The 13,851-nt window shown below is 71.4% G+C and carries 16 protein-coding genes and 1 tRNA gene; 8 read left to right on the forward strand and 9 right to left on the reverse strand.

Features of this window, described 5'->3' with window-relative positions:
• Positions 1–192: 192 nt before the first annotated feature.
• From ASC56_RS27170 to ASC56_RS27185, 4 genes are read right to left on the reverse strand one after another with little or no spacing between them, the layout of a single operon-like run.
• Positions 193–858: a hypothetical protein gene (locus ASC56_RS27170; protein ID WP_055494193.1), complete on the reverse strand. Its 666-nt coding sequence runs from the start codon at positions 856–858 to the stop codon at positions 193–195.
• Positions 859–865: 7 nt separating this feature from the next.
• Entirely contained in the window at positions 866–1,204 is a 339-nt protein-coding gene (locus ASC56_RS27175; RefSeq protein WP_055494194.1) for a DUF3140 domain-containing protein, read from the reverse strand.
• A 47-nt stretch (positions 1,205–1,251) separates the two neighbouring features.
• Positions 1,252–1,734 carry a Dps family protein gene (locus ASC56_RS27180; RefSeq protein WP_055494195.1) on the reverse strand — a complete coding sequence of 161 codons (483 nt, stop codon included), beginning with the start codon at positions 1,732–1,734 and terminating at the stop codon, positions 1,252–1,254.
• Positions 1,731–1,994: a WhiB family transcriptional regulator gene (locus ASC56_RS27185; protein ID WP_055494196.1), complete on the reverse strand. Its 264-nt coding sequence runs from the start codon at positions 1,992–1,994 to the stop codon at positions 1,731–1,733. The genes ASC56_RS27180 and ASC56_RS27185 overlap by 4 nt, the downstream gene beginning before the upstream one ends.
• A gap of 153 nt (positions 1,995–2,147) precedes the next feature.
• Here ASC56_RS27185 and ASC56_RS27190 point away from each other — a divergent pair, with 153 nt between their 5' ends.
• Positions 2,148–3,335, forward strand: a complete 1,188-nt coding sequence (locus tag ASC56_RS27190) for a thiolase family protein (RefSeq protein ID WP_055494197.1) — start codon at positions 2,148–2,150, stop codon at positions 3,333–3,335.
• A gap of 164 nt (positions 3,336–3,499) precedes the next feature.
• Positions 3,500–4,273 (forward strand): sulfite exporter TauE/SafE family protein, encoded by a 774-nt coding sequence (locus ASC56_RS27195; protein WP_055494198.1) that lies wholly within the window; start codon positions 3,500–3,502, stop codon positions 4,271–4,273.
• A 60-nt stretch (positions 4,274–4,333) separates the two neighbouring features.
• On the opposite strand, the gene ASC56_RS27200 is transcribed toward ASC56_RS27195, so the two are convergent.
• A complete protein-coding gene (locus tag ASC56_RS27200; RefSeq protein ID WP_055494199.1) occupies positions 4,334–5,134 on the reverse strand; it encodes an HAD-IIA family hydrolase in 801 nt (266 codons plus the stop codon).
• An 88-nt stretch (positions 5,135–5,222) separates the two neighbouring features.
• On the opposite strand from ASC56_RS27200, the gene ASC56_RS27205 reads away from it, so the two are divergent.
• Positions 5,223–5,969, forward strand: coding sequence for a cobalt-precorrin-6A reductase (locus ASC56_RS27205; protein WP_055494200.1), 747 nt, complete (start codon positions 5,223–5,225; stop codon positions 5,967–5,969).
• Between the two features lie 156 nt (positions 5,970–6,125).
• Here ASC56_RS27205 and cobF read toward each other — a convergent pair whose 3' ends face one another.
• The gene (gene cobF / locus ASC56_RS27210) at positions 6,126–6,914 is read right to left on the reverse strand and encodes a precorrin-6A synthase (deacetylating) (protein WP_055494274.1); all 789 of its coding nucleotides are present in this window, start codon (positions 6,912–6,914) and stop codon (positions 6,126–6,128) included.
• Between the two features lie 58 nt (positions 6,915–6,972).
• A complete protein-coding gene (locus ASC56_RS27215; RefSeq protein ID WP_055494201.1) occupies positions 6,973–7,497 on the reverse strand; it encodes a DUF309 domain-containing protein in 525 nt (174 codons plus the stop codon).
• A 98-nt stretch (positions 7,498–7,595) separates the two neighbouring features.
• On the opposite strand from ASC56_RS27215, the gene ASC56_RS27220 reads away from it, so the two are divergent.
• From ASC56_RS27220 to ASC56_RS27240, 5 genes are all read left to right on the forward strand, one after another.
• Positions 7,596–7,672, forward strand: a tRNA-Pro gene (locus ASC56_RS27220).
• Positions 7,673–8,242: 570 nt separating this feature from the next.
• Complete coding sequence (locus ASC56_RS27225; protein ID WP_234377070.1) at positions 8,243–10,531, forward strand: nitrate- and nitrite sensing domain-containing protein; 2,289 nt, start codon at positions 8,243–8,245, stop codon at positions 10,529–10,531.
• The gene (locus ASC56_RS27230; protein WP_055494203.1) at positions 10,528–10,932 is read left to right on the forward strand and encodes a roadblock/LC7 domain-containing protein; all 405 of its coding nucleotides are present in this window, start codon (positions 10,528–10,530) and stop codon (positions 10,930–10,932) included. The genes ASC56_RS27225 and ASC56_RS27230 overlap by 4 nt, the downstream gene beginning before the upstream one ends.
• Entirely contained in the window at positions 10,932–11,297 is a 366-nt protein-coding gene (locus ASC56_RS27235) for a DUF742 domain-containing protein (RefSeq protein ID WP_055494204.1), read from the forward strand. The genes ASC56_RS27230 and ASC56_RS27235 overlap by 1 nt, the downstream gene beginning before the upstream one ends.
• Positions 11,284–11,874, forward strand: a complete 591-nt coding sequence (locus tag ASC56_RS27240; RefSeq protein ID WP_055494205.1) for an ATP/GTP-binding protein — start codon at positions 11,284–11,286, stop codon at positions 11,872–11,874. Before ASC56_RS27235 ends, ASC56_RS27240 begins: the two co-directional genes overlap by 14 nt.
• Before the next feature lie 208 nt (positions 11,875–12,082).
• On the opposite strand, the gene ASC56_RS27245 is transcribed toward ASC56_RS27240, so the two are convergent.
• The gene (locus ASC56_RS27245; RefSeq protein ID WP_055494206.1) at positions 12,083–12,649 is read right to left on the reverse strand and encodes a cysteine hydrolase family protein; all 567 of its coding nucleotides are present in this window, start codon (positions 12,647–12,649) and stop codon (positions 12,083–12,085) included.
• Positions 12,650–12,721: 72 nt separating this feature from the next.
• Entirely contained in the window at positions 12,722–13,612 is an 891-nt protein-coding gene (locus tag ASC56_RS27250) for an LLM class F420-dependent oxidoreductase (RefSeq protein WP_055494207.1), read from the reverse strand.
• Between the last annotated feature and the right edge of the window lie 239 nt (positions 13,613–13,851).

Below are 13,851 nucleotides of genomic sequence, written 5' to 3' on the forward strand. Positions count from 1 at the left end.
AAAACGTAGCGGCGAAGTCCCTGGGAGGAAGCGCTTTCTGCCGCGCGGCCGCAATCTTCATCTCCCGGTCGCCGTGGCGTCGGCGACGGTCCGACGCTCACCGGAGACATGGGCCGACATGCCGAACGGACCGGGCGACCGTTCGTGGTCGCCCGGTCCGTTGGGCGGTACTGGAGGGCTACGTGGCGGTCTTCAACCGGCTCGTGCCGGGACCTCTTGTGCCACCTTCTTGTCGAGGGCCGCGCGCACCAGTGCGGCGGCCAGGACGGCCGGTTCGGTGTTCCCGGCGAGCTCGACGAGCTTGCCGGGGTCCTTCGGCAGGCCCAGCCGTTCCGCCCCGGCCAGGGCCTTGGCGTCCAGGTGGGGCGCCACCTCCGGCCAGACCCGCTGCACCTCGCGCAGGAAGATGTCCGCACCGGCCGGACCGATCCCCGGTATCTCCTGCAGCAGCCCGCGCAGAGCCGGGACGTCCCCGTCCGCCTCCTTCCGCATGCGCCGCAGGTCCCCGCCCCAACGCTCCGTCAGCAGCCTTGCGCCCTCACCGAGTTGGGTCGCCGTCCGCTCGTCGTAGCGCCGGTAGCCGCCTCGCCCGAGCGCGTCGACCCGCTCCTGCCAGTCGGCCTCGGCCATGCGGCGCGGATCGCGCAGGCCGGCCTCGTGCAGCGCCCGCACCGCCGCGAGGGCGATCGACGCGCGGATGCGGGCGCTGAGCAGCAGGGCCATCAGCAGCAGCTGATACAGCGGCTGCGGGGCGTCCTTGAGCCGGATGCCCGCATCTTCGGCGTAGGTGCGCCCGTGCTCCCGGACGAGTTCCTCGATGACGCGGGCCAGGTGGTCCGCCTGGTCCTGGCGTGACATGGGGGCCTCACTGAGGTGGCCTGAGCGGGTCATGGCCGAGTGTCATCAGCCGGCGGCGCCGCTCCTCCTCGTCCGCCTCCGGCTCGTTCTCCGTGTCCCGCTCGGCGGTGACGACGTCCACCACGTGGTACATCACCCGGATGTCGTCATCCGTGAGATCCGTGCGCCGCTTCTGCAGGATCGCGAGGACGTGCTGCCCGGTCGGGGTGCCCGCCCGCTCGGGCAGCGGCTCGGCCTCCTCGTCGGCGTCCCGGACCCGCAGCCAGGCCGCCAGTTCCTGGGAGGTCATGTTCACCACGCCGTGGAACTCCTCCCACAACGCGTCCATCTCCAGGGCGTCGGTCATGGCGTGCTCCTCTCCGCCGTCGGTGTGTGCGGTCCGGCCGGTGGGCTTCAGCCCTCGTGGGGCCAGTTCTCCGCCTCGAACATCCAGCGCTGTTTCTCCAGTTCCGCCGTGAGCCCGATCAGCAGGTCCTGGGTCACCGGGTCCGCCTTCTCCGTGGCCTCGATCCGCTTGCGCAGCCGCCCGATCGCCGCTTCCAGCGACTCCGCCATCAGCTCCACGACCTCGGTGTCCCGCAGCCAGCCCTCCTTCGTGCCCGGCAGGCCGAAGGCGGACGCGACCGTCTCCGGCCGGCCGTCCGGCGCGACGCCGAGCGCGGCGGCCCGCTCGGCCACCGTGTCCGCGTACGAGCGTGCCGTGGCCACCAACTCGTCGAGCTGGAGGTGAATCGAGCGGAACCTCGGTCCGATGATGTTCCAGTGGGCCTGCTTCCCGATGAGTGAGAGTCCCAGGAGATCCACCAGGGTCTCCTGCAGGGCCTCCCCGGTGACCCGTCGGGCGGGTTCGGGCAGGGTGCTCTTCACCACGGTCATCGCGCGCTTCTCCTTGCCGTCGTCGGTCGTTCTCGTGTGGCCCGCAGCAGTTCGGCACGCTCCCGCTCGTCGGTTCCGCCCCACACGCCCGCCGTCTGCCCGCTGCTCAGCGCCCACGCCAGGCACTCGTCGATCACCGGACAGCGGCGGCACACGCGCTTGGCGGCGGCGGCCTCCACCACGGCCGGTCCCGTCGTCCCGACGGGGAAGAACAGCTCTGGGTCCTCACCCACGCATGCCGCGTACCGCAACCAGTCCATGGGCGCCCGGGTGCCCGGGACGGATGAGGTGAAACCCGGGCGGGAGCACGCGGGTGGCCGGAGCCCACGGATCTTCCCAGGAGCCGGCAGGCGGTCTATAGTCCAAAACTAGCAGTGCTAATTACCAGTCGAGGTCGCCCAGGAGTGCCCGCCGTGCGTACCGTCCACTTCGCGGCAGCCCGCCGCACCCCCATCGGGGGACTGCGCGGCGCCCTGTCCTCCGTACGGCCCGACGACCTCGCCGCCACGGTGATCCGCGCACTGGTCGCCGACGTGCCCGCCCTCGACCCGGCCCGCATCGACGACGTCTACTGGGGCGCCGCCAACCAGGCCGGCGAGGACAACCGCAACGTGGCCCGCATGGCCGCCCTCCTCGCCGGTCTGCCCGAGTCCGTGCCCGGCGCCACGGTCAACCGGCTGTGCGCCTCCGGCCTCGAGGCGGTGACGACGGCCGCCCGTGCCATCGCCGCGGGCGAGGCCGACATCGTGCTCGCGGGCGGCTCCGAGTCCATGAGCCGCGCCCCCTTCGTGCTGCCCCGCCCCGACGAGGCACTCCCGCGCCGCATCGAGACCGCCGACACCCGCCTCGGCTGGCGCCTGGTCAACCCGAAGATGCGGGACCTCCACGGCCTGCTGTCCATGGGCGAGACCGCCGAGGAGGTCGCGGAGCGGTACGGCATCACGCGCGAACGCCAGGACGACTTCGCGCTGCGCAGCCACCGGCGTGCCGCGGACGCCCGCAAGAACGGGTGCTTCGATGCCGAACTCCAGCCCGTGACCAGGCCGGACGGTGTCGTGGTCACCGAGGACGAAGGGGTGCGCGAGGACACCTCGTGCGAGAAGCTCGCGCGCCTGAGGCCGGTGTTCCGCGAGGGCGGTACGGTCACCGCGGGCAACGCCTCGCCTATGAACGACGGTGCGGCCGGACTTCTGCTCGTCAGTGAGGAGGCCCTGAACGAGCTGGGTCTTGAGTCCCTCGGACGGTATGTCGCGGGCTCCTCGGCCGGCGTCCACCCGGACGTCATGGGCATCGGCCCCGTCCCCGCCACCGAGAAGGCCCTCGCCCGCGTCGGCTGGACCATCGGGGACATCGAGGAGGCCGAGTTCAACGAGGCGTTCGCCGCCCAGGCCCTGGCCTGCGTGGACCGTCTGGGCATCGACCCCGAGCTGGTCAACCCGACCGGCGGTGCCCTCGCCCTCGGCCACCCGCTCGGCTGCTCGGGCGCACGAATCCTGACGACCCTCCTGCACCGTATGCGCCGCACCGGCGCGGCCCGCGGGCTCGCGACCATGTGCGTGGGCGTCGGGCAGGGCAGCGCGGTGCTCGTCCAACGACCCTAGGGCCCTTCTGACGGATCAGAAGCGCCCTAGGCGTACGTCAGCGGTGGCGTGGCCAGGGGAGTTCGGGGGCCGGCGGGCCCGAGCCGTGCCGGGGTGTGCTCCAGGGCCACCTGGCGAGACGGCCCTTACGTGACCGGTTGTATGGACATAGCATCGGTCCCCGCATGAACACGATGACGCTCTGGGACATATCCCTCTGGGGTTTCGCCGCGCTGGCCGTCGCCGCGCTGCTCGTCGGCTTCTCCAAGACGGCAGTGAGCGGTGCCAACACCGTCAGCCTCGCCGTCTTCGCCGCCGTCCTGCCCGCCCGCGCCTCGACCGGCGTCCTGCTGCCCGTCCTGATCGTCGGCGACGTCCTCGCCGTCCTCATCTACCGGCGGCACGCCCACTGGCCCACCCTGTGGCGCCTGTTCCCGGCGGTCGCCGCGGGCGTCGTGCTCGGCACGCTGTTCCTGGTGTGGGCCGACGACGGCGTCGTACGGACGTCGATCGGCGCGATCCTGCTGCTGATGGCCGCCGTAACGGTGTGGCGCCGCAGGACCGCCGACCGCAGTGAGGAACCCGACTCGGTGGCCACGCGCGCCGGCCGGATGAAGGCCCGCTCCTACGGTGTCCTCGGCGGCTTCACCACGATGGTGGCGAACGCGGGCGGCCCGGTGATGTCGATGTACCTTCTCTCCGCCGGCTTCCGCAAGCTCGGCTTCCTCGGCACCTCCGCCTTCTTCTTCCTGATCGTCAACGTCTCCAAGGTGCCCTTCAGCGCGGGCCTCGGCCTGATCGACGGCCGCTCCCTGCTGCTGGACGCGGCGCTCGCCCTGTTCGTGGTGCCGGGAGCGATGATCGGCACCTGGGCGGTGAACCGGATCAACCAGCGTGTGTTCGAGCAGCTGGTGATCGCGGCGACGGTGCTGGGCGCCGTTCAGCTGCTGCTGCGCTGAGAGCTCCGAAACCACATGGGCGCCCGGCTCGCGGCGCCCATTGTGTTGGAACTCTGAGCCCTAGCCGGCGGACTCCCGGAGCAGTGGGGGGAGGTCCGCGAAGGAGTCGAGGACGTGGTCGGGTTCGCCGCTCGCGGCCCGATGGGTCTCCGGCAGGTACTTGCCCGTCCTGACCAGGACTCCGGTGAGACCGGCGTGTTGGGCCGCGAGCACGTCGGACTCGATGTCGTCGCCCACCATGAGCGCCTGGCCGGCGGGGACCCCGACATGGGCCAGCGCCGCCGCGAAGAACGCGGGCGAGGGCTTGCCGGTGACTTCGGCCCGCGTATGCGCGGCCTTCTCCAGCCCGAGCAGGAACGCCCCCGCGTCGAGCTGCAGCCCGCGGTCGGTGCGCCAGTACAGGTTGCGGTGCATCGCGACGAGCCGGGCACCCTGCTGGAGGTGCCCGAAGGCGCGGTTGAGCGCCGCGTAGTCGAACTCGGGACCGGCGCCCCCGATGAGCACGACATCCGGGACGGTGTCTGCGTCGTCAGCGGCGTCGACGACGCAGACCCCGGCGAGGTCCTCCTCGATGTCACCGCTGTTGAGCAGCGAGCACCGGGCGCCGGGACAGTGGTCGGCGAGATACGCGGCGGTGACGGCGGGCGCGGTCAGGATGTCCTCGGCGGTGACGGGGAAGCCGGCCGCGGACAGCGTTTCGGCGATCGACGCGCGCGTGCGGGACGTCGTGTTGGTGAGCAGGGCGACGGCCAGACCGGAGTCACGGATGTCCCGCAGTGCCTCGACCGCGCCGGGCAGCGGCTTCCACGAGACGGTGAGGACCCCGTCGATGTCGATGAGGACGGCACGCACTGAATCCATGTCAGGACGATAACGAGCACGGGGTGCGGACCGCCGCACGGCGGGCGGGACACGGGGGCGGCCCCGAGCAGCCCGTACCCTCTACGCCATGTCCCCGCATGTCCTGATCCTGGGCGGCACCACCGAGGCGCGTGAACTGGCCGCGTCGCTCGCCGCGCGCTCCGACGTGCGGGTGACCACCTCCCTGGCCGGGCGGGTGTCCCGGCCCGGGACGCTCGACGGGGACGTACGCATCGGTGGATTCGGCGGCGCGGAGGGGCTGGCCGCCTGGCTGCGCGACCACCGCGTGGACGCCATGGTCGACGCCACCCACCCCTTCGCCGCCGGCATCACGGCGAACGCGGCGCGGGCCGCGGCGGTCACCGGTGTCCCCGCCGTGGTGCTGCGCAGGCCCGGCTGGAAGGCGGCTCCCGGAGACCGCTGGCACGAGGCGGTCTCGCTCAGCGACGCGGCGGCCCTGCTGCCGTCCCTCGGCCGACGCGTCCTCCTCACCACCGGCCGACTGGGTCTCGCGGCCTTCGCGCACCTGAGGGACCACCGCTTCGTCATACGGTCGGTCGAGCCGCCCGCGCCGCCCCTGCCGCCTGACGTGGCGGTGCTGCTGGCCCGGGGGCCCTTCACGGTCGAGGGCGAGACCTTGCTGCTGCGCGAGCACCGCATCGACGTGCTCGTGACCAAGGACAGCGGGGGAGCGGCGACGGCGGCCAAACTCACGGCGGCACGGGAGCGGGGGCTCCCGGTGGTGGTCGTCCGTCGCCCGCCCGTGCCCGAGGGCCTGACCACGGTGCCGGACGTGGCCGGCGTGCTGGCCCGGCTGGGGCTCGGCCCGCGATGAGGTGTTCCAGGCTGTACGCCCGGAGTCGACCGTGTCCGGTCCAGATCCCCGGAGTATGGCGACGGCGCATGGCTCCCGCACCGGTCTCCCGGCACGCGCGGCCGGACGCGCTCCACGCCGCCTGCGCAGGCCCGCGCCCGGTGCCCGGCGGCGCCGTTACTCGGTCGCGCCGCCCTCGCCCCGGGGATGTCTGCGCAGCAGATACGTGTCCATGATCCAGCCCTTGCGCTCCCGGGCCTCCGCCCGCAGCCGCTCGATGCGTTCGGCCGTCTCGGCGAGTGGGCCGGAGACGAGGATCTCGTCCGGCGTGCCGATGTACGCACCCCAGTAGATGTCCACGTCCTGGTCCGCGTACCGCCGGAAGGCCTGGTGGGCGTCGAGCATCACGACCACGTCGTCCACGCCCTCCGGGAAGCCCTCCGCGAGACGGCGGCCCGTGGTGATCTGGACGGGCCGGGCCACCCGGTTGAGTCCCGTGCGGTGCTTCGCGACGAGCGCCGAGACGCTGCTGATCCCGGGCACGACGTCGTACGAGAACGCCACCGCCCCCCGGTCCAGGACCTCCTCCAGGACGCCGAGCGTGCTGTCGTAGAGCGCGGGGTCGCCCCACACCAGGAACGCCCCGCTCTGGCCCTCGCCCAGCTCCTCGGCGATGAGCCGCTCGTAGATGTCGGCGCGGGCCGAGCGCCAGTCGCCGACGGCGGGGGAGTAGGCGGTGCCCCCCGCGGAGCGGTCGCGCTCGGGGTCGCGCGCCTCGACCAGGCGGTACGCCCCCTCCGGTATGTGTGCGTCGAGGATGTCACGGCGCAGCTGGACCAGGTCCGACTTCACCTCTCCCTTGTCGAGGATGAAGAACACGTCCGTGCTCCTCAGCGCCTTGACCGCCTGCAGGGTCAGTTGGTCGGGGTCGCCCGCCCCGATGCCGATGACATGAATCCTTCGCACGACCCCGAGTCTGCCGTACGCCGCCGACGGCGTGTGCACGCCCCCGCCCAGGGCCGCCCTACGGCCGCTTCCCGCGCAGCCTGGGTGCCCATGTCCGTGCGTCGACCGAGGTCGCGTCCCGCTCCACGGCTGTGGCCAACTCCCTTGCCCAGGCGCCCAGTTCCGCCACCTCGATGCCGTACGGCCGGGCCTGCCCCGCCTCGGCCGCCCACTCCTCGACGGCCCGGCCACCGCGCCGCAGCAGCCGGGCACCGCCGGTCCTGTTGCCGCGGGCCGCGTGTGTGAGGCCGACCGCGAGCTGGGCGAGCCCCCGCCACAGGGCGCGCTCCTCGCCGGGCCCCGACTTCCAGGCGTCCTCGAAAACCTCGTGCGCGTGGAACGGCTTGCCCGCGTCCAGCAGGGCCTGTGCCTCGGTGAGGGTGTCCGCCGGTGTGCGTACGACGCCCTCCGGCTGGCGCGCCACGCCCTCCGAGCCGTACGGCAACGGCCGCCCCAGCCCGTCGCGTGGCCGCGCACTGCGGGCCCGTCCCTTCGCGTCCCGGTCCCGCCCCCGGTCCGACCGGCCTTCCACTGCGTCACTCATACCCCGATTGTCCCGCGCTCCCGCCCCCTTCGGGGCAGCTCCCCGTGTGGGGTAAAGTTCTGTTCGCGCGATCACGCGGAACACCGCGGGAAGCGCACCGGGACGTGGCGCAGCTTGGTAGCGCACTTGACTGGGGGTCAAGGGGTCGCAGGTTCAAATCCTGTCGTCCCGACCAGCGGTTTCGCAGGTCGAGGGCCGTTTCCGTGGGCAACGGAAACGGCCCTTACCGGTTTCGGGGTGGGGCGCCCCCCCCGTGAGCCTCCGGCAGCGCTCGCAATCCCACTCCCACTCGGGGACCGGTCAACCCGGCCCATCCCCGGGTGCCCCTTTCGGTGGTACCGCGCCACAGGGCGCCGTCGTCGGCGAGCCCGCGCCAGGCCCACCCGCTCCCGGTGGAGAGTCGCCGGTCAGTGGGCCGAAGTCACCGTTCCCGCTGGCATGGTGAACCCTCTCCCTGCCGTCTCGACGCCATCTCGACAAGGACGAGAGCCACTTGACGGCTCACCAGAGAAGGTGTGCAATCCGATCAATCTCCGGGCACAGCCGACAATCACCTCAACCGGCGATCAACTCCCCTTGAGCGTCATTAGCATTCCTCGACATCGACTTCAACCTCGACTCTTCGTGTTGGCTGGTTATGATCGGCACCCTCTTAGGAATGACCGACTCCGTATGACGAGGACTGATGACTCCTACAGGACCCCAAGGCCCGGGCGAGCCGGTGACAAGGAGCCGACGGCGGGTGGTGCGCCTGCGTACCTTGCTCGTCTGGCTGGCGGTGGTGCCCACCGTGGCGATGGGCATCCAAGTCTTCATCAGCTCGAATCGGCTGCTGCAGGAGTCCCAGCACCTGCGCGAGGACGTGGTGGCCGGTCGGCAGACCGGCATGCCCCTGTATCAGCTCATGATCAAACTGCAGTCGGAGCGCGCGGTCACCGCCGCGTGGTGGTCGGGCAACCCCGTACCCGGGGCCGACCTGCGCGGCCACCGAGCCGACACCGACCGGGCCGTGGCCGCGTTCCTGAAGTCGTCGGATCCCGGTCAGGTGCATTCGGACCTGGCCAGGCAGCACCTCCAGGAAGTCAAGCGGCGTCTGACCGACCTGGGCGCCCAGCGCGAGCGCGCCGACGCACGTCACGGGAGCCTGGACAGCGCCGTTGACTACTACACCGGTGTGATCAACGAGACGATCCGCAGCTACGAAGACTTCAGCCACGTGGACGACGGTGGGCTCACGCACCAGAGAACGTCGTTGGTCTCCCTGTTCTCGGCATCGGAGGTCGTGGCTCGCGAGGACGCGATCCTCGCGATGTCGGGTCCCTCCCGGAAGCTGACGTCCCTCAGGTTCGGCGAATTCATCGAAGCCGTCGGCGCCAGCGACTACCTGTACGACACGATCGCCCCCGATCTGTCCGCCGGGGACCAGCAGGCCCTCCGGCGGATCCTCGCCTCGAACGCCTGGAAGACCAAGTCCCGCATCGAGAAGGCGGTCATCTCCGGGCACCGGGACATTCCTTCCGGCGTCGAGCTGCCGTCCGACGTCCGCGAGTGGCGGGCGGCCGACGACACCTTCTCCACCCAGTTGAACACCTTCAACGAGAGCGGGCTGCGGGAACTGCTCGCCCACGCCGATGACCGGGCAGCGCAGCTGGAGGGTCAGGTCGCCCTGCTGGTGGTGGCAAGCGGTGCCGCCCTCCTGCTGGTCGTCGCCGTCGTGGTCTTCACCACGCGTTCGGTCCTGCGCCGTTTGCGGGATCTCCACAGCCGCACGGTGACGGTCGCCGAGGAGACGCTGCCGGACGTCGTCGCCCGCTTGCAGCGCGGACAGGCCGTCGACGCCGACGCGCTGCCGCAGCCGAAGGGGCAGCAGGACGAGGTCGGCCGGATCAGCGACGCCTTCGCCCGCGTCGTCGCCGTGTCCATCGAGGGCCACCGGAAGCTCGCCGACGAGCGGCAGGGCTTCAGCATGTTCGCCTCCGGTATGGCCTCCCGCACCGGGAACCTGGTCAGCCGGCAGCTCGCGGTCACCGAGCACCTGCAGGACACCTTCGGCCAGAACGAGGAACTCCTCGCCGACCTGATGCGGTCCGATCAGCTCACCGTGGGCATGCGCAGGCAGATCGAGAACCTGCTCATCCTGGCGGGCGGTGAGATCCCCGACCCGCACACCGAGCCCATGCGCATCGCCGACCTGCTGCGAGAGGCGGCCGCGGAGGTCGAGGACTTCCGGCGCATCGACCGTCACGCCATGGACGAGATCAGTGTGGAGCCGCGCGTGCTCAGCCAGCTCAGCCACCTCCTGGCGGAGCTGCTGGACAACGCCACGCGGTTCTCCCCGCCGGCGTCGAGGGTCGACATCCGGTCCGAACTCGTGGCCGACGGGCTCTGCATCGAGATCGAGGACCGCGGCCCGCGGGTGACCGCCGAGAGGTACGAGGAGATGAACGGCCGGTTGCACTCCGCGCCGCCGTACTCCGTGCTGGCCGAGAACGCGCACCGGCTCGGCCTCTTCGTGGTCGGCCACCTTGCCGACCAGCTCGGGGCCAAGGTCACCCTGCGCCGGTCGGCGTTCGGCGGAACATCCGCCGTGGTGATCGTCCCGGGTGAGCACCTCGTGGAGACCCCGGATCGCAGGCCGGTGCCCGAGTCGGCGAAGGAGCCCGCGCCCGTACGGCAGTCCGCCGAGGAGCACCGGCCCGGGTCCGTGCCCCAGCAGGCGTCCGGCGATCGGGCGGGCGACTCCGCTCCCATCGTGTCGGGGCTGCCGCGCCGCCGGCGGAAGGAGCAGGTGCGTGTGGCACGGCCCGTGGTGCCGGGGGCAGCTGCCCGGGAGAGCTCCGGCGACGTCTCCGCCCGGCCGGCCCTCCCCGAGCGCGTCCCGCAGACGCACATGGCCCAGCAACTCCGTGAGCCACGCGCGGCCGAACCAGTCGGTCAGGACGCCGCCACGCCCGAAGAGGTCGCCGACGCCTGGGCGGACTACGAAGACAGCACCCGACAAGTGGAACTCGAGCTCCGACAGGACCAGTCATGACGACGACACAGAATGACGTGATCTACAGCATCCTGGACAACAACCTGAGCAGGATCGCGGGGATCCAGGGAGCCGTACTCCTCTCCAACGACGGGATCAAGCTCAGTGCCTACCTGCTGGAGCGGGACCAGGCCGAGCGGGTGGCCGCGGCGGCCTCCGGTATCGCCTCCACCATGAAGGCCATCTCGCGGGAGATCGACGGCGGCGGGGTGATCCGCCAACTCGTGGAGATGGACGACCGGTACCTGTGCATCGTCGGGTGCGGGTCGGGCAGCACGCTGATCGTGGTGACCTCCCGCAAGGCACGGCTCGGGGAACTCGGCGGCGAGACGGTCCGCGCCGCGCAGGCGCTCGGCGAGTGGCTGGGCACCCCTGAACGCTCACAGACGGCCACCTCGTAATGACGTCCGATCCCCAGCCCGTACGGGGGCGCCGGACGCGGCTGTACGCCCTCACAGATGGGCGTACGGCCGCATCCCGGCACGGCCTGACGATGGACACGATGATCACAGCGACTGCTGACGCCGGCGGTCACGGCAGCCTGCCCACGGAGTGGCAGGAGATCCTCGCCATGTGCCCGTCGCCGAACGGACGGGCGGTCGCCGAGATCGCCGCCCGGATGCAGATGCGTCTGACCCCCGCGACGGTCCTGCTCGGCGAGCTCCTGGACCGCGGTCTGATCCGTCACCGGCCGCCGCTGGATGCCTCCGAGACCTCCAATGTCCACCTGCTCATGAAAATCAGGGACAACCTTGCCCGACTATGACACCGCCGCACCGGAAGCGTCCCCCGTCAAGGTCCTCATAGCCGGGGGCTTCGGCGTCGGCAAGACGACTCTGGTCGAAGCGATCTCCGAGATCGATCCGTTGCGCACCGAGGAGCGGCTGACGGCCGCGGGCGTCGGAGTCGACGACCTCGACGGCATCGAGAGCAAGACGGCGACCACGGTCGCGATGGACTTCGGCCGTCTCACCCTCGACGACGCCGGAGTCGTCCTCTATCTCTTCGGTACACCGGGCCAGGAACGCTTCTGGTTCATGTGGGACGACCTGCTGCACGGGGCGCTCGGGGCGATCGTCCTGGTCGACACCCGGCGGCTGGACCGCAGCTTCCCCGCCATCGACTTCTTCGAGAACCGCGGCCTGCCGTTCGTCATCGGCGCGAACTGCTTCCACGGCGAGCAGCCGTACAGCAGCGAGGAGATCGGAGCGGCCCTGCACCTGCGGGACCCCAACACCCCCGTCCTCCTGCTCGACGCCCGCTCCCGGCACGACGTCCGCAGCGCCCTGCTCGCGCTGCTGGACCGGCTCATCACCAAGGCGCAGGTCACCGCGCCCGCCTGACGGGGTACGGCCGGAAGACCGTCTCGGGCGGGCCTCCTCGCCGTCAACCCGATCGCGGGGGCCGTCGTGACATCGACGGCCCCCACCGACAGGAACGAAGCCGTGACGACCTCTCCCGCGCGCCCCCGTCCAAGCACATCGGGTACCGGCAACCGCATCGGATGCCGTGGCCGCTCCCGAAGGGCCCGGACGCGGCCCTTCGGTGCGCTCAGCCCGCGTCGGGTGCCGCGAAGCTCACCTCGGCCGTGTCGACGGTCCCCCCTCGGCGGCCGGGCGCGCTCTGCCACCTCCAGTACAGATTGGTGTGCGCGATCACCTGCTCCGGGGTCGGCGCGCCGTACTCGGTGAGGTCCTCCGTGGTGTGCGCGTCGCCGACCAGGGTCACGTCGTATCCCCGCACGAAGGCTCCGTGGAGGGTCGAGCGGACGCACTCGTCGGTCTGGGCGCCGGTGACGACGAGACGGCCCACCCCGCGTTCGGCGAGCACCGCCTCCAGTTCGGTGTCCTCGAACGAGTCGGGATAGCGCTTGTGCACCAGTGGTTCGCCATCGAGGCGCACCAGCTCCGGCACGTACTGCCAGCTCTCACTGTCCCGCTGGAGCTCGTCGCTGGAGTGCTGCACCCAGACCACCGGGACGTCCTCGGCACGGGCCTTGCCGGCCAGGGTGTTGATGTTCGCGACCACGCTGTCCCGGTTGTGGGAGCCCGCCACCACGCCGTTCTGGACGTCTATGACGAGCAGCGCGGTGTGCGGTCGGTCCGGCAGGGTCGTCATGGGAGCTCCGGTCTCTCGTCGCGGATCCTGTGTCGACCCCACAGTAGGACGGCCCACTGACAACCGGTGGGGTCAGCGCAGCAGCTCCGCCAGACGGCGCCAGGCGGCCCGGGGAAGCGCGTCGCGAGGGCCGTCGTCGACCACCTGCACGGCCACATGGTCCGCGCCCGCCGCGTGGAAGGCCTCGAGCCGCTCCCGGATCCGGTCGTCGTCGCCCCAGGCGAACAGCGCGTCCACCAGGCGGTCGCTGCCGCCCTGCGCGAAGTCGTCCTCGGTGAAGCCGAACCGGGCCAGGGCCTTCGTGTAGTTCGGCAGCTGCAGATAGAGGGCGAGGGTGGCGCGGGCCTTGGCCCGGGCGCTGTCCGGGTCCTTGTCCAGGACCACCTTCGTCTCCGGCGCCAGGAGCGGCGAGGCGCCCATGATCTCGCGGGCCCGGACCGAGTGTTCCGGCGTCACCAGATAGGGGTGCGCGCCGGCGGCACGGTCGCGGGACAGCTCCAGCATCTTCGGGCCGAGCGCGGCCAGGACGCGGCGCCCGGCGGGCACCCCGGCGGCGTCGAGGGCGTCCAGATAGGCCACCATCGCCGAGTACGGGCGGCGGTACTGGTCCGCGATCTTGGCGTGGCTCACTCCGAGTCCGAGCAGGAAGCGCCCGGGGTGGGACTTCTCCACTTCGGCGAAGTGCGCCGCGGTCTCGGCCGCCTCGTACTGCCAGATGCTCTGGATGCCGGTCGCCACGACGAGACGCGAGGTCGCCCTCAGAAGCGGCGCCGCGTGGCGTACATGGCTGCTTCCACCCAGCCAGGCCGCGCCGAAACCGAGCTCCTCCAGTTCGGCGGCGGCCTCGGCCACTTCACCGTGCCTGGCGGGGTCCTCCGTACGCAGCCCCGTACTCCAGATGCCGTACCGCCCGACGGCCTCCTTGAGAGAGCCCAGGTGTTCCGCGCTTGCGACGTCGCCCATCGGTTCCGATTCCTTTCGCGCTCGATGCCGAGCCTGCCCATGGATCACTTGATCACAGCCGTGCCCAACGGGCGGTCGACGCCGCGTATTCCGCGCCGGACGTCCTCCCCAAGGAGTCATCACAAGGGCCCAGGTCCGCGCACACGACACACCCTTGACTTCACAAGACCCCCGCGCGTCAATCCCTGACGCACCCTCGCGACCCTGGGGCACGGAATCGAACCGAGGTTTGGCCGGGA

It is taken from the genome of Streptomyces sp. TP-A0356, from assembly GCF_001417775.1.
Classification (GTDB): domain Bacteria; phylum Actinomycetota; class Actinomycetes; order Streptomycetales; family Streptomycetaceae; genus Streptomyces.